General features: G+C 61.3%; 22 protein-coding genes and 1 other annotated feature. Of the genes, 5 read left to right on the top strand and 17 right to left on the bottom strand.

Annotation, left to right across the window (positions count from 1 at the left end; translation table 11 throughout):
• Nucleotides 1–91: 91 nt before the first annotated feature.
• Complete coding sequence (tnpB, locus tag AC0GNO_RS18060) at nt 92–433, bottom strand: IS66 family insertion sequence element accessory protein TnpB (protein WP_472904943.1); 342 nt, start codon at nt 431–433, stop codon at nt 92–94.
• Nucleotides 430–831 (bottom strand): IS66-like element accessory protein TnpA, encoded by a 402-nt coding sequence (gene tnpA / locus AC0GNO_RS18055; RefSeq protein WP_472904942.1) that lies wholly within the window; start codon nt 829–831, stop codon nt 430–432. The genes tnpB and tnpA overlap by 4 nt, the downstream gene beginning before the upstream one ends.
• Nucleotides 832–898: 67 nt before the next feature.
• Between tnpA and xseB the strand changes: the two genes are divergently transcribed.
• Entirely contained in the window at nt 899–1,036 is a 138-nt protein-coding gene (gene xseB, locus AC0GNO_RS18050; protein WP_472904952.1) for an exodeoxyribonuclease VII small subunit, read from the top strand.
• 69 nt (nt 1,037–1,105) lie between these two features.
• Here xseB and AC0GNO_RS18045 read toward each other — a convergent pair whose 3' ends face one another.
• From AC0GNO_RS18045 to AC0GNO_RS17990, 12 genes are all read right to left on the bottom strand, one after another.
• Nucleotides 1,106–1,954, bottom strand: coding sequence for a hypothetical protein (locus tag AC0GNO_RS18045; RefSeq protein ID WP_472904941.1), 849 nt, complete (start codon nt 1,952–1,954; stop codon nt 1,106–1,108).
• Nucleotides 1,924–3,111: a toll/interleukin-1 receptor domain-containing protein gene (locus AC0GNO_RS18040; protein WP_119107779.1), complete on the bottom strand. Its 1,188-nt coding sequence runs from the start codon at nt 3,109–3,111 to the stop codon at nt 1,924–1,926. Before AC0GNO_RS18040 ends, AC0GNO_RS18045 begins: the two co-directional genes overlap by 31 nt.
• Nucleotides 3,112–3,120: 9 nt before the next feature.
• Nucleotides 3,121–3,804, bottom strand: coding sequence for a uracil-DNA glycosylase (locus AC0GNO_RS18035; protein WP_119107778.1), 684 nt, complete (start codon nt 3,802–3,804; stop codon nt 3,121–3,123).
• Entirely contained in the window at nt 3,801–5,018 is a 1,218-nt protein-coding gene (locus AC0GNO_RS18030; protein WP_472904940.1) for a nucleoside triphosphate pyrophosphohydrolase family protein, read from the bottom strand. Before AC0GNO_RS18030 ends, AC0GNO_RS18035 begins: the two co-directional genes overlap by 4 nt.
• A gap of 21 nt (nt 5,019–5,039) precedes the next feature.
• Nucleotides 5,040–5,672 (bottom strand): Nmad2 family putative nucleotide modification protein, encoded by a 633-nt coding sequence (locus AC0GNO_RS18025; protein ID WP_472904939.1) that lies wholly within the window; start codon nt 5,670–5,672, stop codon nt 5,040–5,042.
• Between the two features lie 10 nt (nt 5,673–5,682).
• Nucleotides 5,683–6,153 carry a TIR domain-containing protein gene (locus AC0GNO_RS18020; RefSeq protein WP_119108524.1) on the bottom strand — a complete coding sequence of 157 codons (471 nt, stop codon included), beginning with the start codon at nt 6,151–6,153 and terminating at the stop codon, nt 5,683–5,685.
• A gap of 138 nt (nt 6,154–6,291) precedes the next feature.
• Nucleotides 6,292–7,578, bottom strand: a complete 1,287-nt coding sequence (locus tag AC0GNO_RS18015) for a TIGR02679 family protein (protein ID WP_472904938.1) — start codon at nt 7,576–7,578, stop codon at nt 6,292–6,294.
• 5 nt (nt 7,579–7,583) lie between these two features.
• Nucleotides 7,584–8,138: an SbcC/MukB-like Walker B domain-containing protein gene (locus AC0GNO_RS18010; protein WP_472904937.1), complete on the bottom strand. Its 555-nt coding sequence runs from the start codon at nt 8,136–8,138 to the stop codon at nt 7,584–7,586.
• A 92-nt stretch (nt 8,139–8,230) separates the two neighbouring features.
• A protein-coding gene (locus AC0GNO_RS18005; RefSeq protein ID WP_472904936.1) for an IS3 family transposase occupies nt 8,231–9,462 on the bottom strand; the annotation gives its coding sequence in 2 pieces (ribosomal slippage) (nt 8,231–9,171 and nt 9,171–9,462; 1,233 coding nt in all).
• Nucleotides 9,065–9,181: a sequence feature (AL1L pseudoknot), on the bottom strand. Its footprint overlaps the gene before it by 117 nt.
• Nucleotides 9,431–13,078 carry a TIGR02680 family protein gene (locus AC0GNO_RS18000; RefSeq protein WP_472904935.1) on the bottom strand — a complete coding sequence of 1,216 codons (3,648 nt, stop codon included), beginning with the start codon at nt 13,076–13,078 and terminating at the stop codon, nt 9,431–9,433. The genes AC0GNO_RS18005 and AC0GNO_RS18000 overlap by 32 nt, the downstream gene beginning before the upstream one ends.
• Nucleotides 13,075–14,346, bottom strand: coding sequence for a TIGR02678 family protein (locus AC0GNO_RS17995; protein ID WP_472904934.1), 1,272 nt, complete (start codon nt 14,344–14,346; stop codon nt 13,075–13,077). Before AC0GNO_RS17995 ends, AC0GNO_RS18000 begins: the two co-directional genes overlap by 4 nt.
• Nucleotides 14,343–15,875, bottom strand: a complete 1,533-nt coding sequence (locus AC0GNO_RS17990) for a TIGR02677 family protein (protein ID WP_472904933.1) — start codon at nt 15,873–15,875, stop codon at nt 14,343–14,345. The genes AC0GNO_RS17995 and AC0GNO_RS17990 overlap by 4 nt, the downstream gene beginning before the upstream one ends.
• Before the next feature lie 355 nt (nt 15,876–16,230).
• On the opposite strand from AC0GNO_RS17990, the gene AC0GNO_RS17985 reads away from it, so the two are divergent.
• From AC0GNO_RS17985 to clpA, 4 genes are all read left to right on the top strand, one after another.
• Nucleotides 16,231–16,968: a type IV toxin-antitoxin system AbiEi family antitoxin domain-containing protein gene (locus AC0GNO_RS17985; RefSeq protein WP_472904932.1), complete on the top strand. Its 738-nt coding sequence runs from the start codon at nt 16,231–16,233 to the stop codon at nt 16,966–16,968.
• Nucleotides 16,965–17,921 (top strand): nucleotidyl transferase AbiEii/AbiGii toxin family protein, encoded by a 957-nt coding sequence (locus AC0GNO_RS17980; RefSeq protein ID WP_472904931.1) that lies wholly within the window; start codon nt 16,965–16,967, stop codon nt 17,919–17,921. The genes AC0GNO_RS17985 and AC0GNO_RS17980 overlap by 4 nt, the downstream gene beginning before the upstream one ends.
• A gap of 493 nt (nt 17,922–18,414) precedes the next feature.
• Complete coding sequence (clpS, locus tag AC0GNO_RS17975; protein WP_210824528.1) at nt 18,415–18,771, top strand: ATP-dependent Clp protease adapter ClpS; 357 nt, start codon at nt 18,415–18,417, stop codon at nt 18,769–18,771.
• Nucleotides 18,772–18,867: 96 nt separating this feature from the next.
• On the top strand, nt 18,868–21,204 hold the full coding sequence (clpA, locus tag AC0GNO_RS17970; RefSeq protein WP_305722688.1) for an ATP-dependent Clp protease ATP-binding subunit ClpA: 2,337 nt from the start codon (nt 18,868–18,870) through the stop codon (nt 21,202–21,204).
• 78 nt (nt 21,205–21,282) lie between these two features.
• On the opposite strand, the gene AC0GNO_RS17965 is transcribed toward clpA, so the two are convergent.
• The 3 genes from AC0GNO_RS17965 to AC0GNO_RS17955 form a co-directional block, all read right to left on the bottom strand.
• Entirely contained in the window at nt 21,283–22,044 is a 762-nt protein-coding gene (locus AC0GNO_RS17965; protein ID WP_472887988.1) for an SGNH/GDSL hydrolase family protein, read from the bottom strand.
• 72 nt (nt 22,045–22,116) lie between these two features.
• Nucleotides 22,117–22,608 carry a DUF1499 domain-containing protein gene (locus tag AC0GNO_RS17960; protein WP_472904930.1) on the bottom strand — a complete coding sequence of 164 codons (492 nt, stop codon included), beginning with the start codon at nt 22,606–22,608 and terminating at the stop codon, nt 22,117–22,119.
• Nucleotides 22,609–22,654: 46 nt separating this feature from the next.
• Entirely contained in the window at nt 22,655–24,202 is a 1,548-nt protein-coding gene (locus tag AC0GNO_RS17955) for a helicase HerA-like domain-containing protein (protein WP_472904929.1), read from the bottom strand.
• Nucleotides 24,203–24,232: the final 30 nt, after the last annotated feature.

The following is a 24,232-nucleotide window of genomic DNA, read 5'->3' as shown; positions in this document are numbered from 1 at the left end:
GCATGGTGCCAGGACGCCGTATGCAGCGCATCGGAACAAGTACGAATTGCGTCGACGCTGGCGCGGTCAAGTGTCAGCGTCGATGTTGCTGTCAGGCCCGCGTGATGGTGCTCAATTCGGGCAACCGCTCCCACGGCAGGCCGAGGACCAGCGCGTCAAACTGCGCGTTGGTGAGCGACAAAGATACGGGCGATGTCGTTGTGGCCGGTACCCACGCGAAGCGCCCCGCGTTGAGCCGGCGTGCCGCGCACCAGACGCCGAAGCCGTCGTGCACGAGGAGCTTGATGCGGGTGCCGCGGGCGTTGGCGAACAGGTAGCCGTGGTGGGCCTGCGCTGCACCGAAGACTTGCACAACGCGCGCCAGCAGGCGGTCGGCGCCGGCGCGCATGTCGATGGGGTCGGCGGCCAGCCACATCGCATCGATTCGGATCATCGAAGCAGCTCGCGCATCCAGACCGCACAGTCGCTGGCGGCACCTGCCGGCCAGGTCACCGTGACCGTCGTCGGTCCACGTCGCAACTCGATGCGAATGTCTGGGACCTGGGTCGGTGGCGCCGATGGCGGCAAGCTGACCGGTACGAAGACGGTCTTGGGCTCACGCTCTGCGGCTCCAACCACGACGTCTGCGCGCACGACATCGCTTCTTGGCTTCTTCTCGACCTCGTGCACCCAGCGCCGCAGAAGATTGGCGTTGATGCCGTGAGCCATTGCCACTGCGGCCATCGACATGCCAGGCTGTGCACAGGCCGCCACAGCACCGGCCTTGAAAGCATCGCTGTGCACGCGCCGCCGCTGGCGCGGACCTGCTTGTTGATCGGGGATAGTGTTCACGAGTCCACCAAGAGTTGAAGTGGACTCGAGGCTCCTACGAACCGCTCCTGCTTTCAAGATGGGCTGACTGGACGCTCACACGGAATCCGTCGCCGCCTACAAGGTGTGCCAGTCCCGCATTGATGCGGTGGAGAAAGCTCTGGAGAAGGCACTCAGCTCGGCCCGCCGGGACGATTCGGACAGGGACACCGCTGAAGGTCCTTGATCTTGTGCACCAGCTTCTAAGTTCGCGTGATACTTTTTTGGGGTGCTTGAAAAGCACAAAAACCGATATTTACCGATCAGGATCGCTGAAGCGCCGAAGCAGTCCTCTAAGAATGAGCGCGACGGCTTCGTCGACGTGAACTGTTCGTGCCAACGTTAGATTCTCAGCTTCATCCAAGCCATTGTTGAGGGCGTTAACGGTCAACCCTTCAAATTTGGCGCGGTCGCCCCAGGGAGTCGCCTGTACTTGAAGCGGAGCGACCAAGCCCAGTTCTTCGGCGATGCCGCGGGCACACCCTCCAAATCCCCCAAGCACATACAGTGGCTGCCCTGAATCTATAGAGCAAAGAGCTTCTTCAGCAATACCGGGCATACGGCCCTTGAACTCAGAGACTTTCCCGCCAAGGATGATTCGCGCGTCACACGTTTTGGTCATCACGTGGCGCATGGCGGTAAGGCCTGTGGACCATTCTTCGGGTGTAGGAAGCGAGGTGGATACCTCCAGCTTCTCGGCCGCGATATTGCGGCCTTGAATGTCTAGGTAGTGCAGCTCAGCCAGACCTGCAACGGCTTGGGAATGGGTTTGGATTTTTTCGGGTTGCATGCTGCGGTGAACCGGCCACGCCAAGTAGTTCACGATGGCGGGTCGGCTGTCACCCACGTCCGCATCGCGTCGGTATCTCGCAACCAATTCGAACAGCAGTTCAGTGAAGCCGTGCTCCCGGAGGTCTCCGCCGTACACCAAGCGCGCACCCATCGCCAGCAAGTGTCGCGCCACCTCAGTCATGGCATCACGTAGATGCTCTTCGGCAAGTCCTAGGGCTTCCATGTCCTGGCTGCCAGAGATAGAGATTCCGATGGCAGTATGGCTTAGGGGCTCGCTGTAGCTCACTGCGTCGCCTTCGCTGATGCCAACCATTCGGTCAGGCTGCGCAACTGATAGCGCGGTGCGATCTGTTCAAAGAGACGTTGCTCTTCAGTACCCAACGGTGGGTCCGGGTAGACGACGAGAATGCGGTCTCCCGCCTGATTGCTCAGCCCAGCCAACGAGACAAGTTCGGGTGAGCGAGGGAAAAATACGGCATCAAGCGTTCCAGCGTTTTGCATCAACTGAACCCGGCACTTCCATAGGAAGTCCTTTAGCACTTCATCAAGCAGGCGCGCGATGACGTGATCAATTCGGTCAACCTTGACCGGATCCATCCGAACGACAGGAACGTTTCCCATATACGGGAAGCCACGCTCGTCGGTGTCCGAAATGCAGTCCGCGACGACCAAGGGAACGTTCCATCGCTTCGCTTCGATAATTTCCCGTCGGCACCACTCCCGAGAAGAAAAGCTGTCGGTGTGTACCGCAACAACCGCGCTGACCTTGACCTGTTGCAAGAGGACGCTGTCAAAGCGCAGACCTGTAGGAATGTCGTGAACGTCGAAGAACGTACCTAGACCATCGCCAGCAAAAATTCGCTGTCGAATTTCTTTGGCGATGCGTTCCCCGTCAGCGTCGTGCTTGGAGTGGCTGAGGAAGATCTGCACCTTTCTAAGATACTGTTCCAGTGCGGTTTCTTCCTCGTGTGGCCGGACAAGGTGCTCAAGGTAGGCGCGCAACATCCGGCAAAACTGATATGTCAGATCGGATGTCAGGCGGCGCAGCCGCGCTTCATGGTCCAGCGTTGACCATCGGTCCCAACGTACAGCCTGCTCGGCAAATCCAATGTGGGTTGCCCCAGCGGTGATGGCAATCGGAAAAACGCGAGCACTTAGTCCGATGGCATCTGTCTGAGTGAACAAGTCTTTTGCCCAAGACACATACTTTTCATCACTGGCAAAGTGTTCGTCGATCAGCATGACCACGGCACAGGTTTCGCTTTCTGAGCAGTCGACTACTGCTGGCGCTGACGTTGCAGGGTCCGGAGCATGCCTGTAGATCACACTCAGTCCTGCACCACCCGCAACATTGCTGTACAGCTCACGCCGATAGTGATCGTAAAGTTTCTTGGCGATCGCATGTCCTTCTTCAAACGCTGGATGCCACGCAACGTAAAGGACGAGAAACGGACGAGTGGGCAATGACACTGGAGCCTTCTACTGCGCGGCAAACAGACACGCTTGTTTCTGTTGAGGATTGATCAGGTCTGCCCGAAGCCCATACAACTCTGCTATGCCTCGGCGAAAGTCAACCACGCCACCATAGCTCGGATGCCGAACAGTCTCAACGCCCACTCCGAATCGCTTTGCGTAGTGGGCAGCGTCTTGACCAAGCGAGACGATCCTCGTGACGCCCAGCTCACGGATGAGCTGTGCGTTTAACCCCTCAACGGCCGCTAGTTCGCGCGACGCGAAGCGGCGATTGCTCAATTGGCTCCCGGGTTCGTGCGGGTGAAGTGGAAAGACGTTCCAGAGCAACGGCTGCTTCGGAATGCATCTCAAAGCACGCCAGATCTCTGCGGCCGTACGTTCCGCAACGGCGTCCCCGACCGTTGCACGTGAAAAGGTCGTGTTTGGAAAGATACGCTCCAGATCAACCAGGTGGTACTCGTCGGTCAACGCCAAGCCTGTGCGCCTGCCTCCGCGGTATCCAAGATCCCGCCCCATCCAAATCGTGTCAACACCTTGGGCCAGGGCCGCACTCAAGTACGTTCGGAGATTCCTTCGTCTCACAGATGCCGCATTGCTCTTGTCGTACACATGGCACGTGTCCGTATACGGATTGAACACGTTGATCAGTTCGATGGATGCAAGTTCTCGAACGAAGGTGTTCGGGTTCATTCGGTACTTCTTGTAGCTGGCTGAAACGTCAAGGTGTGATCGGTCATGTTCACCACGACCATACCTCCACGGTGCTCGGTCTTTCGCAACTCGCGAAAGACGCGAAACCCGTCAAGTATCGCCTGTTCCCATTGCCACAACGGGCAGGAATCAACCTCGTAGCCACTCACCATACTGTGGACTTGTTTGAGAAGACCGTAGTCGAGTTTTCCAGGCTCCACGTCTTCGTAGAAGCGGCGCCTCTTGGCATGGTTGAATATCCACGTGGCGATCCCCTCTTCAATGATCATCGCGCGGGCGCCGTCCTCATTTTCGTCGACCGCAGCGTTGGATTTTCGCTTGAGCTTCAGCAGAGAACGGATCACAGGTGACCACCCTAGATGCGCCACGTAGGCAAGGTGGAACACGTCGTGAAAGCGATAGTCATCGGCCTCATTGCTGTTGTCTGTGAGACGGTCGCCAACATGAACTCCATTGAGTCGCTGCACCACGTACGTACTACCCACTTGCCCACGTTCGATGAATTCAATGGGTAGGATCCGAGGAAGCCGTTCATGTTCAGGGAAGCTGTTATCGAACGCATCCCGGTAGGCTCTAGATGACCCTGGCCAGCGTCCGTGGATTTTCACCAGATTGTCTCGGGCGACGTCCTCCAGCTTCAGCAAGAATGACGCGCAGACAAGGCCGAGAACGGCCAACAATTGGCCGAACTGATTGGCGCGAGTAGCGTCCCCTAGGCTCAACTGTTCGCGGGTACCGTGGCCGACCACCTCGCCGCTCATTCGTGCGAGTTCACTTAGCAGTTCGACTCGGCGCAGAGCCAAGTCGCTGCCATGAACGTCAATGATGCCGTCGATCTGTCTAAAGCTGACAGCACCATGGCCATCGTGGTCACACTCATTGAATCGCTTACGGAGCGAAGCGAGGCAATGCTGACCGAGTTGCTGCGGATCAACGTTTTGGGCTGCCGACATTGCGACGAGGTACCAAAGCGCATCACCGATTTCTTCTCCTGCTACCTCGGTCTCCGATTCCAGGAGTTGATCGCGATTAACTTTCTTAAGTGCAGCGAGCAATCCCCCAACCTCGCCGAAAAAACCGAACGTAAGCTTGCTGGTGCCACCCGAAACCTTGGCAAAGCGGTCCGTCTCGCTTGCGGCGCCGGCGTACTGCGAGAGGGTTAGTGGAGGTTGCTTTGGAACGGCGTTTGGCATCTGGACTCCATGGGTACCCTGTCAGGTTTGCGGGCGGGCCCAGGTTGAGCGCTGACGCTGCCACATGAAAGGAGGCGCAATGAACCCCTGTGCATCCAGCGATTCGAACCAGGAGACAAAGGCCCGGATGAATTCATCTGGAAACTTCGACCGATACCCTCGATTCAGTCGAATGCTGTGTCCATTGAAGTTAAGAAATTCTTGCGGGACATCAATGGCCGCGCTGCCCCAGTAAGCGAAGCGACGGCCGACCAACACGCCGTGCGACCTTGTGTCGTTGGCAATGTTCCTTGGGTTGGCGCCGCCCCCATCAAGGCTGTGATGAGAGTCGGCCTGATGCCAGACACCTGTCGGGCTCTGGTGATAAATGTTGTCCCCAAACAGTTGCTTCACACTTCCACGGCGAGATGGCTTCTTAAGCTGGAATCGAGCGTCGTTCCAGTAAGCATCGTAGGTGAGAACTTCATCTACCTTCATGATGTAAACGAAGCCTAGCGTGGCCCGATCAGCTGCCGAGGTCAACCCGGCTACCCAATCCCCCACGTCCGCACGTTGGCGGATATCTGGCTTGCAAGTGGCGAGGGTGCAGACGCCACCGAACGGGTTGGGCGCGAAACCATAGTCACGCGCCACCACATAGGAATACAAGCGCATAGCCGATGGATTAGCAGGAATACCGAGGGACTGAGCGCGGACTTGCGGGCGAGCCATCCGACTGTTCGCGATTGTTGATGCGTCCTTCGATCGCGTCTTTCACGCGTTCACCCTGCCAGCCCACAATGGCGTCTGCGTACTGGTCAAGCGCAGGCGGCATGTCGCATTGGGCCTCTCCGTGGTCCCAGACACCCACAATTCGCTTACCCATGCGCTCGGCACACTCGATCTCCCAAGACACCCAATCACTGTCCTTTGTGTCTGGGGAAATCAGAACCACCAGCACTGAAGCCCATTCGATCCGGGGCTTTAGGATTTCGGATTTTATGTAGTCCGGACTCTTGGCGTTGTTGGGCTTGTCGCTGTGAATGGATCCGTCCCGGACCTCCATGCCTGCTTTGTTCAGCAAGTCCTTCAACGGGGTGAGACGGTGATCATCTTCATGGATGTGGCTGATGAATACGTTGCGGCTATTGGCCATGTGGTGCTCCCTGTTTGCCTTGAAAAGGCGTTGCATCTTGAAACTCATCGTATCAAAGAGCAGCGCTTCTTAGGGTGGTCGGACGCTGAGGCAAGCGAGACAGGGTGCACACGAATGCACTTTGGGTTCAATTTGACTTCAAAGGGGATGCCGCAGATCACCAACCAATTGCGAGACTACAGCCTCCTCAGCTATGGCTACTCCCTTCAATCGCATCGACTCGACCAAAGCAAAGTCCCAAGATGCGGCAATGCGCACAACCTCCAGGTCCCGCTCCTTGGGCGCGAGGGACTTGACTGCCTGGAGATAGTCCTCGGCTCCAAATCGCCATGAACGTGCATCGCAGAGCTTCATGACGTTGTTGGCGATGTGAATACCAGCCCAATCAAAGTCACCGTGATACAGCAGCTTGGCTCCAGCGTCTGACAGCTGTTTCAACAGCACACGCTGTGCGGCTGCCGGCATGCCGTCGGTGCATACGAGCGGAGCACATGCGGCACCAAGTTGATCCGCTGCAATCGAGACGATGTTGGGGTTCTCGCAGACATAGATGATCTGATCCGCAACGTCCCAGTCAGGCGGTGTTCTCACGAGGCGGCGCAGGGAAAGGTAACCTGGTTCACCTGGTGCGGCCAGCGCGTTTGATGGAGTGCGGACCGGCAGATTCAGAAACAGGGCAGGGCGGGCCAACTCGTTGACGAGCACGCCCGATCGAGCCCAGATATCTCGCACCCGTTCGTTGGGTCGACGAGCGCCATCTGCTTCCTCTGTGGCTTCCTCAGAAGGGGGTTGTTCCTGCTCATCGGTACTGGCGCTATGTTGCAATGCGGCCAACACAACCGTAGCTACGGCTTGTCCAATGTCGAGGGCATGGGCATTGCCGAGCACTTCGGCGGCCAGTTGGGCGCGTGTCAGACCCTGGGCTGGCAGGCGCAGCAAGACCACGTGCGCTTGCTGAAGCAGTAGGTGAGCCGTTTGGGTCTCCTGTTTGGACACCCGCTTGAGCAAGCCGACGGCTGATGCACCCTGCAACCACGCCTGCAGCGAGGGGTGAAGCCCTTGACCGTCGGTGACGCTGGACCAGCGTGACTGCAGCTCGGCCTTGGCCTCTGCTCGGTTCACGATGGGGCCATCCAGCATTTCCAGGGCTTCATGAAGCGAGTTGGCCATGCCCGCATCCTGCAGGGCAGCGTCGAACCGGGCAATGTCGATTCGGACAGATTGGGTGGATCGAGGAGGTAGACCGATGAGCAGAGCCAACGCCTCGTATTCAACGGCGCTCAGCTTGGTCAGGTGGAAGCCCGATTTTTCTGGATTGCGTCCATGGCGCTCGAAATGCCGCCTCATCCGCTGTCGCAATTCAGCAAGCTCGCCGCCCCCGAGCCTTCGGATCAACCTTGGATCAATACTGGGATCGTTCGCCATGTGGATCACTTAGTGGGAAAGCGGCGGTCCGGGTCGTCTTCCCGTCGCTTGGCTCGACCATCCCAGGCCCAACGAGAGACGAAGACCGCATCCACGCCCTCGCGGCGTTGGAGCTGGCAGATCGATACGCCTGGCAGTTCTGCATAACAGGCCCATTCGCGCTCACTGGTGATCACGAAATCCAGATCGAACTCGCGTATCAGTCCCATGCAATGTGCTCGGGCCGCGTCGTCGATGCCTGCAAACGCCTCATCGAGCAGCATCAGGCGAGGTGCGTGTGGGCTGCCTCCTCGTCCGTAGAAGCTGGAAATGGCCGCAAACAAGGGAACAGTCAGACCGAGTGCGCGTTCCCCGCTGGAGGCTGGACCAGAGAGCTTGCGCCACTGACCATCCTGATGCCTTTGTACGCTGAACCGATGCCAGCGGCGATAGTCCAAAGCTTTTGCCAACTGCTCAACCAGGCTTGAACCTGTGGTGCCGGCGTCTGCTTGCGCGCGCTCTGCCGCGATTTGCTGCTGAAGCATGGCGCCCACCACGCTGCAGTCTTCAGCCGACCACATGTCGGCACTTCGGTTGAGCAAGCGTTCGCGGGCGACTTCAAGACCGGTGGGAGTGAACCGCCCCGGGTTTCGTGGAGGCCGGTTGGTTTAAGTCAGGCCACCACCATGGAGGTCTGACTGGCGAGTTGCCGGTAGTAGTTTGCCTCAGCTTCTGCGGGCGGTATGTATCCGATAGGTCCGAGCAGCCTGTGATGGTTGAACCAGGACACCCATTCCAGCGTGGCCAGTTCCACCGATTCGCGGGTTGGCCATGACCGGCGGTGGATCACCTCGGCCTTGTACAACCCGTTGATCGTCTCGGCCAGGGCGTTGTCATAGCTGTCACCTTTACTGCCCACCGAAGGCTCAATGCCAGCTTCCGAGAGCCGTTCGCTGTAGCGGATAGAAACGTATTGGGACCCCCTGTCGGAATGGTGAATCAGTGCGCCATCACGCTCGGGTTGCCGGGCATACAGCGCCTGCTCCAGGGCATCCAGAACGAATTCCGTGTGCATGGAGGTGCTGACCCGCCAGCCCACGATGCGCCGGGCGTACACGTCGATCACGAAGGCCACGTACAGCCAACCCTGCCAGGTCGAGACGTACGTGAAGTCCGACACCCACAACTGGTTGGGCCGCTCGGCCTTGAACTGTCGGTTGACCCGGTCCAGCGGGCACGGTGCCTTCATGTCGCTGATGGTGGTGCGCACCACCTTGCCACGGCGCACGCCCTGCAAGCCCAGGCGCTTCATCAAGCGCTCGACCGTGCAGCGGGCAATGGCGACTCCCTCCCGGTTCATCTGTTTCCAGACTTTGTCGGCACCATAGACCCGCATGTTGGCTTGCCAGACACGCTCAATGTGCGGTACCAGGGTGTCGTCACGCTGGGCGCGCGGACAGCGCAGCTGGGGATTTCGTTGGTGAGCGGCGTGGCGCCAATAGCCTGACGGGGCGATCTGCAACACCTTGCAGATCGACTCGACCCCGTAGGCCTGTCGATGCTGGTCTACGAAGTTGTTCAGGACTTCAGACGGCGGTCGAGCTCCGCCTGGGCGAAAAACGCGCTGGCCAGTTTGAGGATCTCGTTGGCTTTGCGCAGTTCTTTGACCTCGCGCTCCAACGCCTTCATCTGTTCACGTTCGGATGTCGTGATGCCGTCGCGCACGCCGGCATCGATCTGGTCGCGCTTGACCCATTCGTTGAGGGTCTGGGGCACGCAGCCGATCTTGGGGGCGATGGATTCGATAGCAGCCCACAGCGAAGGGTACTCGCCACGGTGCTCGTGCACCATGCGAACAGCGCGTTCGCGGACCTCAGGTGAAAACTGGTTCGACTTCTTGCTCATGGCTCAATCCTCTCAGAGAAAAGAGCCTCCTCAAAACCCGGGGCGGTTCAGGAGCGCCCTGTTCCGGTGTCAGAGGGAGCCACTGCAAACGGTAGCGCACCCCCGTGGACGTGGGGCGTTTGCGGAGCTCTTCGTTGATGGCATCCACCTGCTTGTTGGCCGCGCGCATCAGGCGCTGAATTTCGGCCGCGATTTCTGCCTGCAAGTGGTTTTCCAGAACCTCTCGTTCTTTGGCGGTGAGCAGCTCGCTGCGTTGCGCGATCTCGTCGGCTAGTCGATTGGAAAGGGCATCGGGCCGCTCTGGCCTGTTCAGGTAGATGACATGAACAGAGAACCCCCAGTCGTTGGGTTCTGAGGTTGCCTGATGGCCCAGCGAACTGAGTGATCGCTGTAACTCGGTCAGGTCTTCAGCGATCTGTCGTTGAATCCGACTCCATGCCGCCTCGTCGTCTGCAATGTGGGCGAGAGCGTGCTCAGCGCGGCGAGCGAGGTTCAGGGCCGGGTCAATGGTCCAAGGGATGCTCCCGTCCGGAACCGGAAAGTCCGGAAGAGCGGACGCCAGCAAGCTGCTCTCGGTGAAGCGCTGCAGGCGTTCTATGGCGTGCGCGCGGGTGGCTGCTCGCTCAGCCAGCACGGCATCAGCGGTGTCCGCTTGGCTTGCCGCCACCGCACGCTTCTCGCTGGCCGTTGTCAATGCAGACTGGGCGGCTTCCCACGCACCATTGGCAATCGATACCTCTGCGGATGCATCTTGCAGCTGTTGGCGCAGCGTTTCAACCTTAGCGCCGATCATTCCTTTCAGGACTTCATATCGTGCCGCAGACTCAGCTGAGCGCTCGCTGGCTGCGAAGAACGACGCTTCCCGTTCGCTCAAGGTCTCCACAGCCTCTTTCTCACGTTCCTGTTGTGTCTGGTACTCGGGCCAGGCGCTGCACCACTCCCGTGTTGCCAGGGCCTGTTGCTGATGAGCGTTGGCGAATCGGTCCAATGCTTCGTTGATGGGCGACAAGTCCGCAAGCACCGCAGGCAATTGAAGGTCAGCAGCGTCGCGCTCCAAGGTCTCGCGGGCGGACTGAAGTTCCGCTTCAGCGGTTCGACATTGGGCATCCGCAGCATCAAGACGCTGACGGGCCTGGAGTACTTCCCGCTCCGCACTGGCCGCAGCGAGAATCGCCGCGCGCAGCGAATGGTCGGAAGGCGCGTCCTTCCATTCACGCTCCGCCTCTTGTCCATCCTGTGCGAGGTGCAGGAATTGTTGTTGCAACTCTTCCAGCAGCGTGACGATCTCGTCCAGACGGTCGGCAATCTCGTTGAGGCGTCGTTGTCGTGCGTTCGCGCGGGCTGTGTGACCAATGTAGACAGCCTGTGGCTTCTGCCAGGCGCCGGCGAGAGCACCTAAGCGGTAACCGCCTCGCTCGCTGATCCACGACTCGCTCTCGCCGTGATCTTCCGACCCATACGCTACGGTGGCAAGCAAGGACGCGACCAGTTCAGCGGTCACTGCGCTGTCGTCAGGGACGTTGGGGTGCAGCGCGCTCGCAAGGTGGTGGCCAGGGATCGGCGGGCGACGTACCCATGAGCTGTCAAGCAACTGCATACCATTGGCGTCTACCAATGCACCGTCGGGTGACAGCCAGGCGTCCAGCAGGCCCGAGGCTTCAAGCGCGGCCTCCAATCCCGCTCGCTGTTTCGCGTCGAGATCCGGCTGAAAGTCCACCAGTCGCCACAACGGAGCCCCTGGACGTCCATCGCGGACCCCTGCGGCGCGCATGGCTGGAGGCGTGGGAACCGCATCGTGTCCGGCGAGCAGCCGATCCCTCTCAGTGCTGAGCGTTTCCTGTTCGGACTGGAGGGTGTTCTGTTGGGTGGTCAACGCCGAGTGCTGGGCGGCATGGCGTTGGGTCGATTTCCGATACGCCTCGGTCAATGCCTCTCGAATGGGGTTTGCACCTTCTGGACGTGCAACCCAATCGACAAGTTGTTCCAGTGGTGCAACTTGGTCAAGGTGAAGGTGGACCAGGTTGGAACAATGGGCGTGCCAAGCGTCGATCAGCTGGTTGCCAGCGGTTTCGGTATCCAGGTCGGCTACAGCCCGTCGCTCAGCCGCTTCTTCCAGCTCTGCCTGGCGATCACGTTGCGAGTCCTGCAGATTGACCAGAGCCTGTTGCTTGACATTCATCGCCGTATGTCGCGACTCCAGGTGACGAATGTCCTCCCGGCGTTTGCTGGTGGCATTGCGCAGCAGAGTTGTCGCTTGCTGGATTTCTGCAGGAGCCAGCCGGGGCAGATCTTCCGGCACGAGGGTGATCAGCAGGTTGTCCGTGAGCGAGGACGCCGTACCCGCCGTTTCTGCTGCTTCGGCGCAATGAGCTCTTGCTGTCAGGAGCTCGCTCTTGGCCGCTGTTGAGCGCTGGTTTGATTGGCGGCTGCGCTCTTCCTCTCGATCCAGGTTTTTCTTTGCCTGATTGCGGAGCGCTTCGGCGGCTTCGGCCTCGGCTCTCCTTTCCTTGGCATCGGTTTCTGCCTGACTCAGGCGGTTGGCGTCTTGATTGGCCGGATCGCTTTGAAGCGTTTGCAGGCGGGTCCTGGCAGCGGCCAAGATCTGTTTGGTCTCCGCGTGATCGGTTTGGGCCAGGACTTCTGCGCCCTGGGCATCCTTCAAATCCGCATGGGCCTTGTTGCGTCCTTCGCTCGCCTTGTCGAACCCCGTCTGGGCCTGCCTGAGCTCTCGCGTTTGACGTCGCGTCACCGTGCCTGCATACGTGCGGTAGCGCTGTTCGAAGTGGTTGATGGCACGTTCCAATGAGCGGATGTCCTCCAACTGGATACGGTCCTCCTCCAACTGGTTGAGAGCCTCAGCCACATCTCCGAGCAGCTCAATGGGCATGGGCGGTAGCGCCTCGGTCAATGCATGCGACAGCCCTGCTTCGTCCGGCTTCTTTGACAACTGGGGCTGGCGCAGCTGGATCAGGGTGTCCATCAACGCTTCATAGCGCTTGGTCCCTATATTGAACAAGCGCTCATCGACTGCGCGGCGGTAGCTGTGGGCGTTCTCGAAAATCTTGCCTCGACCTTGTCCTTCAACCGCTTCGCGCAAGCGCTCCCGGGTGAGGACCATCTTCTGCTCATTGGTGAGCCAGATATCCTGGCCAATGCGGGGATCAGCGCCGTTGGGCCCGCCTTCAAGGATGAAAAACCAGCTGTCCACCTGTGTTTTCCCAACCGCAGCTGACAGGCCGGCGCCCAGGGTGAGGTAGTGTGAAACACCATCTGCTGTCCGGCGACCAAATTCGATCCAGGTGTAGCCGATGCGTCGTTGATAGGAACTCATCAGCAGGTTCCAGGCCATCTTCTTCCCGTTGTCGCCATCGGGCTCAATGCGTGATGGCCGCAACTGGGCATCGAACAAGAACGGCAAGGTCAGCGAAAGCACCTTGGATTTGCCTGTTCCGTTGTTGCCTCGCAGGAGCAGATGGCCGTCCCTGAACCAGAATTCCTCGCTGTCGTAGTGAAAGAGTTCGACCAGACCCAGCCTCAGTGGCTGCCAGCGCTCCCGCTGAGGTTCGGGGAGGGCAGGGCGGTGTGACGGCGATGGAGTGAAGAGGGCGTCTGTCATTCGTCAAAAAGCGTATCTGGACGGCCGGGGCGTGATGTGGGCGGGCGCACCTGGGTTTCTCCGAGCGCAAATCTTGCGATGGCTGGACGGGGATGAATCCAACCTTCCTGGCGATGGACCAGTTGGAGCTTGTAGAGCCTGTCCAGCGCGATGTCGGCCAGTTCTCGTTCCGCGCCGGGCTCCCGTACCGACTTTCGCCAATAGCGGCCATACCGCTCGACGGCGCCACGCAAGAAAGCTGCAACCGCTTCGTCCGTGGTTCCTGCAGATCCGGAATCGAGACGCAGACGCTGGGCAAGATGTTCGGCCACCAGCAGCGTGGCATGCGCTTCGGTGCCTTCTGCTGGCATCGAGACATCGGTCAACTGACCGGACTCGTCGGTCAGCGCCAGCCCTTCGGCGCGTTGCTCAGCGGTTAGGGCGGCCGCTTCGCAGAGGCGGCTGGCCATGGTGCCCCGCTGATTGATGAAATACGCTTGCACATCCGGATCGAGCGAGGCGGTGTAGATCACGGGATCGTCCAACAGGCGCCGAGCAAGGTGATGGCGCAAGGTGTCACGTCGCCCTTGTTCGCTCTCGACCTGGTGTTCGACAACCAGAGACCGCAGGCGGTCCTCGAACTCAATGGGTGCATCCTCGGAGCGCCAGGTCGAGGGACCACGCACAGCGGCCAACATGCCTGCAAGCATTCGCCGTTGCACGTCGTAGAGCGCGTCGTGCTGGGTGCCATTGCCATCGTGAATGAAGCCTTCTTCCTCGCCTGCAACGCGTTGCAAGACGCCGTACTCCAGCAAGGTTCTGCAGACAGCGACCAGGTCACGCCGATCTGCGGCGGTGCGAAGCGTGAACTCAAAGCCTCGCGATTGCAGCGTGGCTTCTGATGCCCACTGCATCACGCGTTCGCCAAGCAGTTGAAGGGTGATCTGGGGGTCGGCGCGCTCCAGCACGGCGCAAGCCAGACAGAGCAACACATAGCGGCGCTTGTCGTAGGAGGGCATGCCCCTCGTGTCGTCGCTGAGGTTGGCGGGTCGCTTGAACAGTCGCGCTCCCTCGCGGTCCACGTGCAGTGGCCAGCCGGTTTCCCTGGCGAACCAGTCTCTCAACCGTTCGGCCTGGCGGCGCACTGCAGAAAAGTCCTCGTGTCCTGCTGCCATCAAGGGGTGCATCAACAGTGCACGCAAGCCTCTGCTGAACTCGTCTTGCTGCTGCGCCTTCTGGAGATCCCCAATGCGCTGGTTGTCTTGTCGTGGCGCAACGCGAATGTTCACATCGACTCCTGGGTCAGGGAGATCGTGAGCAGGTGATCCCGGCCAGAGAACACCCCGCAGGATGTGGAGATGCGGGCACGACTGTCCGCCTCCAGGGGCTCCATCCGTATGTGGAGGAGTCCGTCACCTGTCTGGCGCTCCACAATTTGATCCGGGTGTGCCTGCTCGGCCAGTGCTTCACCGAGCAGGCTGAGGAACAAGCCAAATGCGTGCGTGTCCAGATCGCCCAGTTCAGACAGCTTGATCGGTTGACCGGTGGCCAGACGTTGCCGTGCCGCCTCCACTTGGCGCGATTCTTCCGAGAGCTGTTGTGCCATCAGCGCCCGTTCTTCGCTGCGGTCACGCACCCGGGCCAGCGGGCCGCGGGGCGATGCTTCCCCGTACTCACGCAGACGCGGGCTGATCTGCAAGGGCGGCGCATCCAGCCAGGAGGTGCTCGCGGGAATGTCGTCTTCAGACTGCGGGTTCAGCGAAAAATGTCGGGCAGGCTGGAGCGCAAAAGCTGCCCGCGCAAGGCGGTGCGCCTCGCTCTCGGTTTCGCAAGCCGCAAACCACTGGGCGAGCATCCGAAAGTCCGCCGAACGGTCGCTGCGCCCGCTGCGTCGTTCGTTCATGGCCGCGATGGCGCCCAGCAACTGAGGGATCGCGGCCCGCGCCCGGGCGCGCAGCAGTTCCGCTTGAGGGGGCTCCGAACCCGTTGACAGGAACCAGCCTTGAAGTCCTTTCCATCGCTCTCGCCAGCCCTGCCAGCGACGCATTTTTTCGTCGATCTGGTCCTGGGTATCACCCGGCGCCGCGTCGGTGGCCTCGCGCTCGGCAATCTGCAGAAAGATGTGATCGATACGGGAGGAGAGGTAATGAATGAGCTGGGCAATGGTCTCCGAACGGCGGACCAGATCGCCCATGAACCGTTCGAGATAGTCGATCAGCCGCCGTTTGTAGGTGACGACGGCGTTCGCGTCCGCCTGCTGCAGCTCCAGGCTGCGAGCCACACCGGCCATGAAGGCTTGAGCGTTTTCGGCCAGATCCTCAAAAACGCGGACCAGATCACGCAACACCTCATGCATCTTGGCAACGTCAGGGCCATCGGGTGACGTCATGTCGTCAACCAGTTGACGCAACGCTAGAAGGCGGCTGGTGATGTCTTCTAGGGCAACGGTCTGCAGTTCGGCGCGACGGTACAGGGTTTGGTAGAAGACCGCCAGACCGGCTTCCACTGCCTCGCCCCCGTGGGACAGGCGATAGAGAAAGCGGGCTCGGTAGAAGTCGTTCAGCGACGATACGCGCGCGGTGTCGGGCTGGGATTCGAGGTTGCCCCACGCTGCCAGTTGTGCCAGGGCGATGCTCACTTCTTCAAGGCGCGGTGGTGAACCTGGCCAGTTGGCTTCAGCGAGGACCTCGTCTGGCCGCAGCTGGAGGCGGTACTGCCGCTTGGCTGCGGCGAATACGTCCATGATGCTGCGGTAGAGCACGGCTTTGTCCGCGCTCAGGTGCCGAAACAGTTCTGCTGCCGTGTTTGTTGTCAGCACTGGATGTGCTCCCCCTTCGTTCCCCTTGCTCGGCAAATAGTAACCGGAGTAACGGGATGTCAGGCAGGAGCGGGCCGACCCCGTTCTGTCACAGTGTGCAGGGCACGAAGATATCGGTCTATTTTTTGGAGGCTTCGTTTCTCGCGACTGGGTCGATGTGCAGTGCCGCTCAATCAAACGCCCCACCGCAACCAGCGAAGGATGCACAGCGTCGGGCGGATTGGTGCGGATTTCTTGCTTGGCTGTCGACGGGTAGCCCGGTTATTTTGAAAAAGTTCTATTGTCGTAGTCGAGCTACGATTCAAAATCACATTTCAAGTTGACTGAAGTTTGAATAAAGTGTTTGAATCGCAGTATGGCTACGACTGGAACGAGCAAACTAAATGCGCTCTATACCCGCCTGCCGCCGGGGATGCCGCTGACCTCGGAAGACCTGGCGGCGTTGGGCATCTCTGCGGATCTGGCCGTGCACTATGTGCGCGCGGGCTGGCTCACGCGCTTGGCTCGCGGGGTTTTCTGCCGGCCCAACGACACCCTAGCGCTGCATCCGAGCCTGACCCTGCTGCAGCGTCGCCTCAAAGGCTTGCACGTAGGCGGCAAGTCGGCGCTGGACTGGTATGGCGTGCGCCAGTATGTGGCGCAGCAGCCGGTGCTGCAGCTCTATGGCTGGGCGGCCGGGCGCCTGCCCGAATGGTTCACCGAGCGCTTTCCGGCCGAGTACCACCGCAAGCGGCTCTTCGATGAGCAGCCTGGCGCCTTGCTGCACGCCGGGCCGTTCGAGAAGCGTAGCGGAGCGCCGCAGGTATCGGCGCCGGAGCGCGCACTGCTGGAGTTGCTGAGCGACGTCGGCGTCCGCCAGCCGTTGCAGGAGGCGCGCGAGCTCGTGGAAAGCGCCTACAGCCTGCGTGTCGACGTGCTGCGCGAGCTGCTGCAGCGCTGCACGAGCGTCAAGACCGTACGGCTCTGCCTGCAACTCGGCCGCGAGGCATCGCTGCCCTGGGCAGCCAAGCTCGATCCGGCCACGTTACCGACGGGCAGCGACCGGCCCTGGGTGTCCCGATCGGCCGACGGCCTGCTGGTGCTAAAACGATGAATCAGACCTATCTTGATACCGCGCGCCTGCTGACGCAGGTGGCGCCGCTGGTATTCGTGGACGACACGTTGGCGCTGAAGGGTGGAACCGCGATCAACCTCTTCGTGCGCGACATGCCGCGCCTGTCGGTGGACCTTGATCTGGTCTTTCCCGACCACACGCTGCCACGTGACGAAGCGCTGGTTCGCATCAATGAGGCCATCCGGCAAGCGGCTGAGCGCTTGAAGAAACAAGGCTTGCAGGTGCACGCGCCGGCGGCAGCAGAGGGGGAGACCAAGCTGTTGGTGCGGCGTGGACCCGTACAGGTCAAGATCGAAGTGAATTTCGTGATGCGGGGCACCGTGCTGCCGGTGCGTCAAGCCTCGCTCACGCCGACCGCGCGTGATGTGCTGATGGCCGACCTGGAGATCCCGGTGGTCTCGCTGGAAGACGTTTACGGCGGCAAGCTGGTGGCGGCGCTGGATCGGCAGCATCCCCGCGACCTGTTCGACGTGATGCAGCTTTTTTCGCACGAAGGCATCACGCCCGGCATCCGGCGCGCCTTTGTGGTCTACCTGGCCTGCAGCAACCGTCCGGTGCACGAAGTGCTGTTCCCGCCGCTGCGGGACATCCAGTACGACTTCACGCACAACTTTCATGGCATGACGGCGGAGCCGGTGCCGTTGGACGCATTGCTCGCCGCCCGTGAGCGCCTGGTGCGCGAGATCCAGTTGGGACTGGACGAGGAGGAGCGGCTTTTTCTGCTATCGATGGTCGCCGGTGCACCGGAGTGGGCGCGGCTGGGCATTGATCACCTCGAACATCTGCCGGGCGTGCGATGGAAGCTGCAGAACCTGGCGCAGTTGCAGAAGACCAATGCGAAGAAGTTTGCCGAGCAGGCCGATCTGTTGGCTGCTCGGTTTGCCACCGTCGAGCCAAACGATGGTGCTCCACCGGCCTTAAGAGCGGAGTGAGCATGGATGCGCTGCCCGTAATGGCTCCGTAGAACCGTTTTTGGCGTGGGCGGGCGCCTCCACGCGTGGGGTGCCTGGTGTACTCGTTGGGGGCGCAGCGTTGTGGAGCGAAGTAGAGCGAATGAGTTGCAGCTGCGGCCAGCAATGGCTCCATGATTGGCCCCATGGAGCGACGCCAGCGCAACGCCGTGCCACAGCCTGCGGCGTGCTGCAACCGATTGAGGCCTCATGATCGATAACCCGCCAATTCCGCTCGTCGCCGGTCAATGAAGCCGGTGCCGGGCAGAACCCTTGGAAAAACCGCCCGGAAGCAGCCTTCCTCGGCGGTTTTCTTTTGCGTCGAAACGACACAATGGGGCATGCCGCGCTGCGCCTTTGCCTCTGTTACTGATCCACCGCCAACGATGGGGCGGTCAACAACACGGTGTTGTCACGGCAAATACATATCCCGAGCAGCACATAGGGACGCGCGCACCCCGCTAGAATCATTTTCATGGCCACCCAGAACCCCAAGAAACCCGAAAACCCCGTCGCTCCCCCCAGTGTGGGCAATGACGATTCGGTGGTGCTTGAGCGGCGTGCGCAGCGCACCAAACCCCCTCAGATGTTTCAGGTGGTGCTGCTCAACGACGATTTCACCCCCATGGAGTTCGTTGTGCACGTCATTCAGGAATATTTCAGCAAGGACCGTGAAACCGCGACCCAGATCATGCTCAAGATACACCTCGAAGGCAAAGGCATTTGCGGGATATACACGCGCGATGTGGCCAGCACCAAAGTCGACCAGGTGTCGCAGGCTGCCCGGAACGCGGGGCATCCGTTGCAGTGTTTGAGCGAGCCGATTGAATAACGCCAGATCCGCCCCATTTGATGGCCATCCACCCGATACACCTTACGTACCCGGACCCCAGCGTTTCAAACCACCACCAGCCCAAAGGATGTGTCCATGATTGCCCAGGAACTTGAAGTCAGCTTGCACATGGCCTTCGTCGAGGCCCGGCAACAGCGACACGAATTCATCACGGTGGAGCACCTGCTGCTCGCCCTGCTCGACAACCCGAGCGCCGCCGAGGTGCTGCGCGCCTGCTCGGCCAACGTGGACGACCTGCGCAAGTCCCTGACGAATTTCATCAAGGACAACACGCCGCAGGTCGCCGGCACCGACGAGGTGGACACGCAGCCCACGCTGGGTTTCCAGCGGGTGATCCAGCGCGCCATCATGCACGTGCAGTCCACCGGCAACGGCAAGAAGGAAGTCACAGGCGCCAACGTGCTGGTGGCGATCTTTGGCGAAAAGGACTCCCACGCCGTGTACTACCTGCACCAGCAGGGTGTGACCCGGCTGGACGTGGTCAACTTCATCGCCCACGGTATCCGCAAGAGCGATCCACCCGAGGCGAGCAAGCCGGGGGAGAGTGCGGCCGAAAACGAAGAGGCTGGCGAAGCCAAGCAGAATGAAAAGGCGTCGCCGCTGGAGCAGTTCACCCAGAACCTGAATCAGCTCGCCAAAGACGGCAAGATCGATCCGCTGATCGGGCGCGACTACGAGGTCGAGCGCGTGATCCAGATCCTGTGCCGCCGCCGCAAGAACAACCCGCTGCTCGTCGGCGAAGCCGGCGTGGGCAAGACCGCCATCGCCGAGGGCTTGGCCTGGCGCATCACCCAGAACGACGTGCCGGAAATCCTGGCCGAAGCCCAGGTGTATTCGCTCGACATGGGCGCGCTGCTGGCCGGCACCAAGTACCGCGGCGATTTTGAACAGCGTCTGAAGGGCGTTCTCAAGTCGCTCAAGGACAAGCCCAACGCGATCCTGTTCATCGACGAGATCCACACCCTGATCGGTGCCGGCGCGGCATCGGGCGGTACGTTGGATGCGTCCAACCTGCTCAAGCCCGCGCTGTCCAGTGGCCAGATGAAGTGCATCGGCGCGACCACCTTCACCGAGTACCGTGGCATCTTCGAAAAAGACGCCGCGCTCAGCCGCCGCTTCCAGAAGGTCGACGTGGTCGAGCCGACGGTGGAGCAGACCGTGGACATCCTCAAAGGGCTGAAGTCGCGCTTTGAAGAGCACCACAATGTCAAGTACGCCCTGGCGGCCCTGCAGGCTGCGGCCGAACTCAGCGCCAAGTACATCAACGACCGCCACCTGCCCGACAAGGCCATCGACGTGATCGATGAGGCGGGTGCGGCACAACGCATCCTGCCCGCGTCCAAACGCAAGAAGACCATCAGCAAGACCGAGGTCGAAGAGATCGTGGCCAAGATCGCGCGCATCCCGCCCGCGAACGTGTCCAACGACGACCGCGGCAAGCTGCAGACCCTGGAGCGCGACCTCAAGAGCGTGGTGTTCGGTCAGGACAAGGCCCTTGAAGTGCTGGCCTCCAGCGTCAAGATGGCACGTTCGGGCCTGGGCAAAAGCGACAAGCCCATCGGTGCCTTCCTGTTCAGCGGCCCCACCGGCGTGGGCAAGACCGAAGCCGCCAAGCAGCTGGCCTACATCATGGGCATCGACCTGATCCGCTTCGACATGTCGGAGTACATGGAGCGCCATGCCGTGAGTCGCCTGATCGGTGCGCCTCCGGGCTATGTGGGTTTTGACCAGGGTGGCCTGCTGACCGAAGCCATCACCAAGAAGCCCCACTGCGTGCTGTTGCTCGACGAAATCGAAAAGGCGCACCCGGACATCTTCAACGTGCTGCTGCAGGTCATGGACCACGGCACGCTGACCGACAACAACGGACGCAAGGCCGATTTCCGCAACGTCATCGTCATCATGACGACCAATGCCGGTGCGGAGACCATGAACAAGGCCACGATCGGGTTCACCAACCCGCGCGAAGCCGGCGACGAGATGGCCGACATCAAGCGCCTGTTCACGCCGGAGTTCCGCAACCGCCTGGACGCCATCGTGGGCTTCAAGGCGCTGGACGAGAACGTCATCATGCGCGTGGTGGACAAGTTCCTGCTGCAGCTGGAAGGCCAGCTGACCGAGAAGAAGGTGGAGGTCACTTTCACCGATGCGCTGCGCAAACACCTGGCCAAGAAGGGCTTTGATCCGCTCATGGGTGCGCGTCCGATGCAGCGCCTGATCCAGGACACGATCCGCCGGGCCCTGGCCGACGAACTGCTGTTTGGGCGCCTCACCGATGGCGGGCGCTTGACGGTGGACCTGGAAACCAAGACCGGCGAGGACGGCAAGGAAACCCAGGAAGTCAAGCTCGACATTCAGCCGTTGCCGAAGAAGGAAGGCAAGGCGAAGCCCGAGGAAGCCACGGCGGGTTGAGGCAGTTCTACTCGGCAGACACCAAAAAGGCCCGGACATCCGGGCCTTTTTTTTTGCAGAAAGACCGCCGTCAACCGGTCAGCGTGTGCGCCAGGCCAGCACGGCCTCGGCCCACTTGTTGCCGAGCTTGGCCTCACCGGTGGCGTTCGGGTGCACACCGTCGTAGTTGTCTGCGACCGAGTAGCCCGCAGCCTGGTTCACCACGACGATGGGTGAGAGCGCGGTGTTGCGGGAGGCCGCCAGGCCATCGATGCCCCTGTTCAGGGCCGCGGTTCCCGCCGTGTCCGGGGCGGCGGGAATGATCTTGGCCAGCACGATGTAGGTGTCGGCCTTGCCGGCGCGGATGGCATCGATCACGCCCCCGAGTTCCCCGATGATGCCCGCAGCGCTTTGGCCATCCAGCACGTCGTTGGTGCCCAGGTGGAGCAGCACCATGTCGGGGCGGGCGCCGCCGACCTTGGCGGCCACCTGGGGTGCCAGCTCGTGGGCCCGGTAGTCCCAGTAGCCCTCATGATCGGGGTCGAAATCGGGGTCGGGGGCGCTGGTTTGCGGGCTGTCGCGGTAGCCGCTGGAGACGCCGGAGCGGCTGCCCACCAGGTCCACCGAACAACCTGCGGCGTTCAGGCGTTGCCAGAGCACCCGGCGGTAGCTGTTGTGCCCCGCCTCGGCCTGGGTGATCGAATCGCCCAGGGGCATGATGCGCAGCGCGCCACCCTCGCGACCACAGCTCGCGACTCTGAGCGCTGTCGTGGCGTCACCCGAGGCGTCGTCAGAGTCGCCGCCGCCGCAGGCGCTGAGCACCGCGGTCAGCACCAGCAAGGCGGCACGGGATGGGGTCATTTTTCGAGGCATGAAGCATCCGGAAAAGTCGTTTGATCGGGTTGCCGATGGGGAATCGGCTTCGCAAGAGGTTCATTGACGCAGATAGGCCGCACGGATGTTATCCATGCGCCGCCGGTTCAGGCCGGTGTCCTCGCGACCCAGGCGGCTTGCGCTGCGCACTTCGATCGCGCCCAGCGCCGGGTTGAACCAGAACTCGAGGTCGTCCACGAACCTGAGCCAGCGCGTCTGGGCCTGTGCGTAGAGGTAGTCCGGTCGCTGCTCCACCAGCGTGACGCCGGGCAGCGTCTGCAACACGGTGGCCAGCGTGCGCAGCGAGGCCGTGGCGTCGCCATGCTTGAGGGGCAGGGGTGGTATGAACGCGTGGGCCCGCTGCGGGTGGTCCGGGTACAGGCCGGCCTGGCTGGAGACGCTGTTGCGTGTGAGGGACGGCGGCTTCAGGCGTCCCTGCATCACACCGAGGTCGGAAGGCAGATCACCGCTGAGCCAGCCGAACCCGGCGCCGATCGGGACCAGAACGACCAGGACGAGCAGGGCGTACAGCAGCGCTTTGAGCAGTCCCACGCGGCAAACAGGCAAGACTGCGGGAATGGACGGTGAAGCCACCGGCTCAGCGCTTGCCGCCCAGCAAACCACCCAACACCCCCCGTACGATCTGCCGACCAATTCCGCTGGCCACGCTGCGGGCGGCGGTTTTGGCCATGGTCTGTACCAGACCGTCGTACTGGCCACCGCGCGGGCCCGTGCGCCCGAACAGGGCTTCGTTCAACATGCCGCCGATGCCACCACCTCCTGCTGCCTCGACAGGCTGTTTCGCCACCCCTGGGATGCGCGGGATTCTTGGCGTGCCGGCAACTTCCGGCTCCGCCTGGGGGGTGCGTGCGTCGACATGGGCACGCAGGATTTCGTGGGCGCTTTCGCGGTCCACGTCTTTCTCATACACCCCGGCCACCAGCGAGCCCTGCAGCAGGCTTTGGCGTTGCTGGGAGGTGATGGGGCCGAGCTGACTGCCCGGGGGCAGCACGTACACACGTTCGGTTTCACTCGGGCGGCCCTTGGCATCGAGCAGGCTCACCAGCGCTTCACCCACGGCGAGTTCGGTGATGGCGGCTTCGATGTCCAGGCCGGCCTTGGGGCGCATGGTCTCTGCCGTTGCCCTCACGGCTTTCTGGTCGCGCGGGGTGAATGCGCGCAGCGCGTGCTGCACGCGGTTGCCCAACTGGCCCAGCACGCTGTCAGGGATGTCCAGCGGGTTCTGTGTCACGAAATACACGCCCACGCCCTTGGATCGCACGAGGCGCACCACCAGCTCGATGCGCTCGACCAGCACTTTCGGCGCTTCGTTGAACAGCAGGTGGGCTTCGTCGAAGAAGAACACCAGCTTGGGTTTTTCGGGGTCGCCGATCTCGGGCAACTGCTCAAACAGCTCGGACAGCATCCACAGCAGGAAGGTGGCGTAGAGCCGGGGCGAGTTCATCAGCTTGTCGGCCGCGAGCACGTTGACCACCCCCTTGCCGTCCACGGTCTGCATGAAGTCACTGATGTCGAGCATGGGCTCGCCAAAGAACTGGTCGCCGCCCTGTTGCTCCACCTGCATCAGCCCGCGCTGGATGGCGCCGATGCTGGCCGCGCTGATGTTGCCGTATTCGGTTGTGAACTGCTTGGCGTTGTCCCCCACATGCTGCAACATGGTGCGCAGGTCTTTCATGTCCAGCAGCAGCAGGCCGTTGTCGTCGGCAATCTTGAACACCAGGTTGAGCACCCCAGCCTGGGTGTCGTTCAGGTTCAGCATGCGAGCCAGCAGCAACGGGCCCATGTCGCTCACCGTCGCGCGCACCGGGTGGCCCTGTTCGCCAAATACGTCCCACAGCGTGGTGGGACAGGCTTGCGAGGTGGGCAGCGTGATGCCGCGGTCCTTCAGAACGGCGCTGATCTTCTCGCCAAAGCTGCCCATCTGGCTGATACCGGTGAGGTCGCCCTTCACGTCCGCCATGAACACCGGCACGCCGATGTTGGAGAACTGCTCGGCCAGGGTCTGCAGGGTCACGGTCTTGCCGGTGCCGGTGGCGCCGGTGATGAGGCCGTGTCGGTTGGCCAGGCCCGGCAGCAGGTGACACTGGGTGGTGGCGTTCTGGGCAATCAGCATCGGTTCGGCCATGATGGATGTGGTCCTTCCGGGGGCAAGGTG

The sequence above is a fragment of the Hydrogenophaga sp. L310 genome (assembly GCF_055703065.1).
This window is presented reverse-complemented; position numbering and strand designations above follow the sequence as displayed.

Excerpts from the sequence above, each read along its gene's own strand:
- AC0GNO_RS17965 (WP_472887988.1), bottom strand. The coding sequence starts at position 22,044 with ATGACCCCATCCCGTGCCGCCTTGCTGGTGCTGACCGCGGTGCTCAGC.
- tnpB (WP_472904943.1), bottom strand. The coding sequence starts at position 433 with ATGATCCGAATCGATGCGATGTGGCTGGCCGCCGACCCCATCGACATG.
- clpA (WP_305722688.1), top strand. The coding sequence starts at position 18,868 with ATGATTGCCCAGGAACTTGAAGTCAGCTTGCACATGGCCTTCGTCGAG.
- AC0GNO_RS18045 (WP_472904941.1), bottom strand. The coding sequence starts at position 1,954 with ATGGTTGGCATCAGCGAAGGCGACGCAGTGAGCTACAGCGAGCCCCTA.
- AC0GNO_RS18025 (WP_472904939.1), bottom strand. The coding sequence starts at position 5,672 with ATGCGCTTGTATTCCTATGTGGTGGCGCGTGACTATGGTTTCGCGCCC.
- AC0GNO_RS18030 (WP_472904940.1), bottom strand. The coding sequence starts at position 5,018 with ATGCCAAACGCCGTTCCAAAGCAACCTCCACTAACCCTCTCGCAGTAC.
- AC0GNO_RS17985 (WP_472904932.1), top strand. The coding sequence starts at position 16,231 with ATGGCTACGACTGGAACGAGCAAACTAAATGCGCTCTATACCCGCCTG.
- AC0GNO_RS18010 (WP_472904937.1), bottom strand. The coding sequence starts at position 8,138 with ATGTGGTCGGCTGAAGACTGCAGCGTGGTGGGCGCCATGCTTCAGCAG.
- AC0GNO_RS17980 (WP_472904931.1), top strand. The coding sequence starts at position 16,965 with ATGAATCAGACCTATCTTGATACCGCGCGCCTGCTGACGCAGGTGGCG.
- AC0GNO_RS18015 (WP_472904938.1), bottom strand. The coding sequence starts at position 7,578 with ATGGCGAACGATCCCAGTATTGATCCAAGGTTGATCCGAAGGCTCGGG.
- AC0GNO_RS18020 (WP_119108524.1), bottom strand. The coding sequence starts at position 6,153 with ATGGCCAATAGCCGCAACGTATTCATCAGCCACATCCATGAAGATGAT.
- AC0GNO_RS17955 (WP_472904929.1), bottom strand. The coding sequence starts at position 24,202 with ATGGCCGAACCGATGCTGATTGCCCAGAACGCCACCACCCAGTGTCAC.
- AC0GNO_RS18000 (WP_472904935.1), bottom strand. The coding sequence starts at position 13,078 with ATGACAGACGCCCTCTTCACTCCATCGCCGTCACACCGCCCTGCCCTC.
- AC0GNO_RS18035 (WP_119107778.1), bottom strand. The coding sequence starts at position 3,804 with ATGAACCCGAACACCTTCGTTCGAGAACTTGCATCCATCGAACTGATC.
- clpS (WP_210824528.1), top strand. The coding sequence starts at position 18,415 with ATGGCCACCCAGAACCCCAAGAAACCCGAAAACCCCGTCGCTCCCCCC.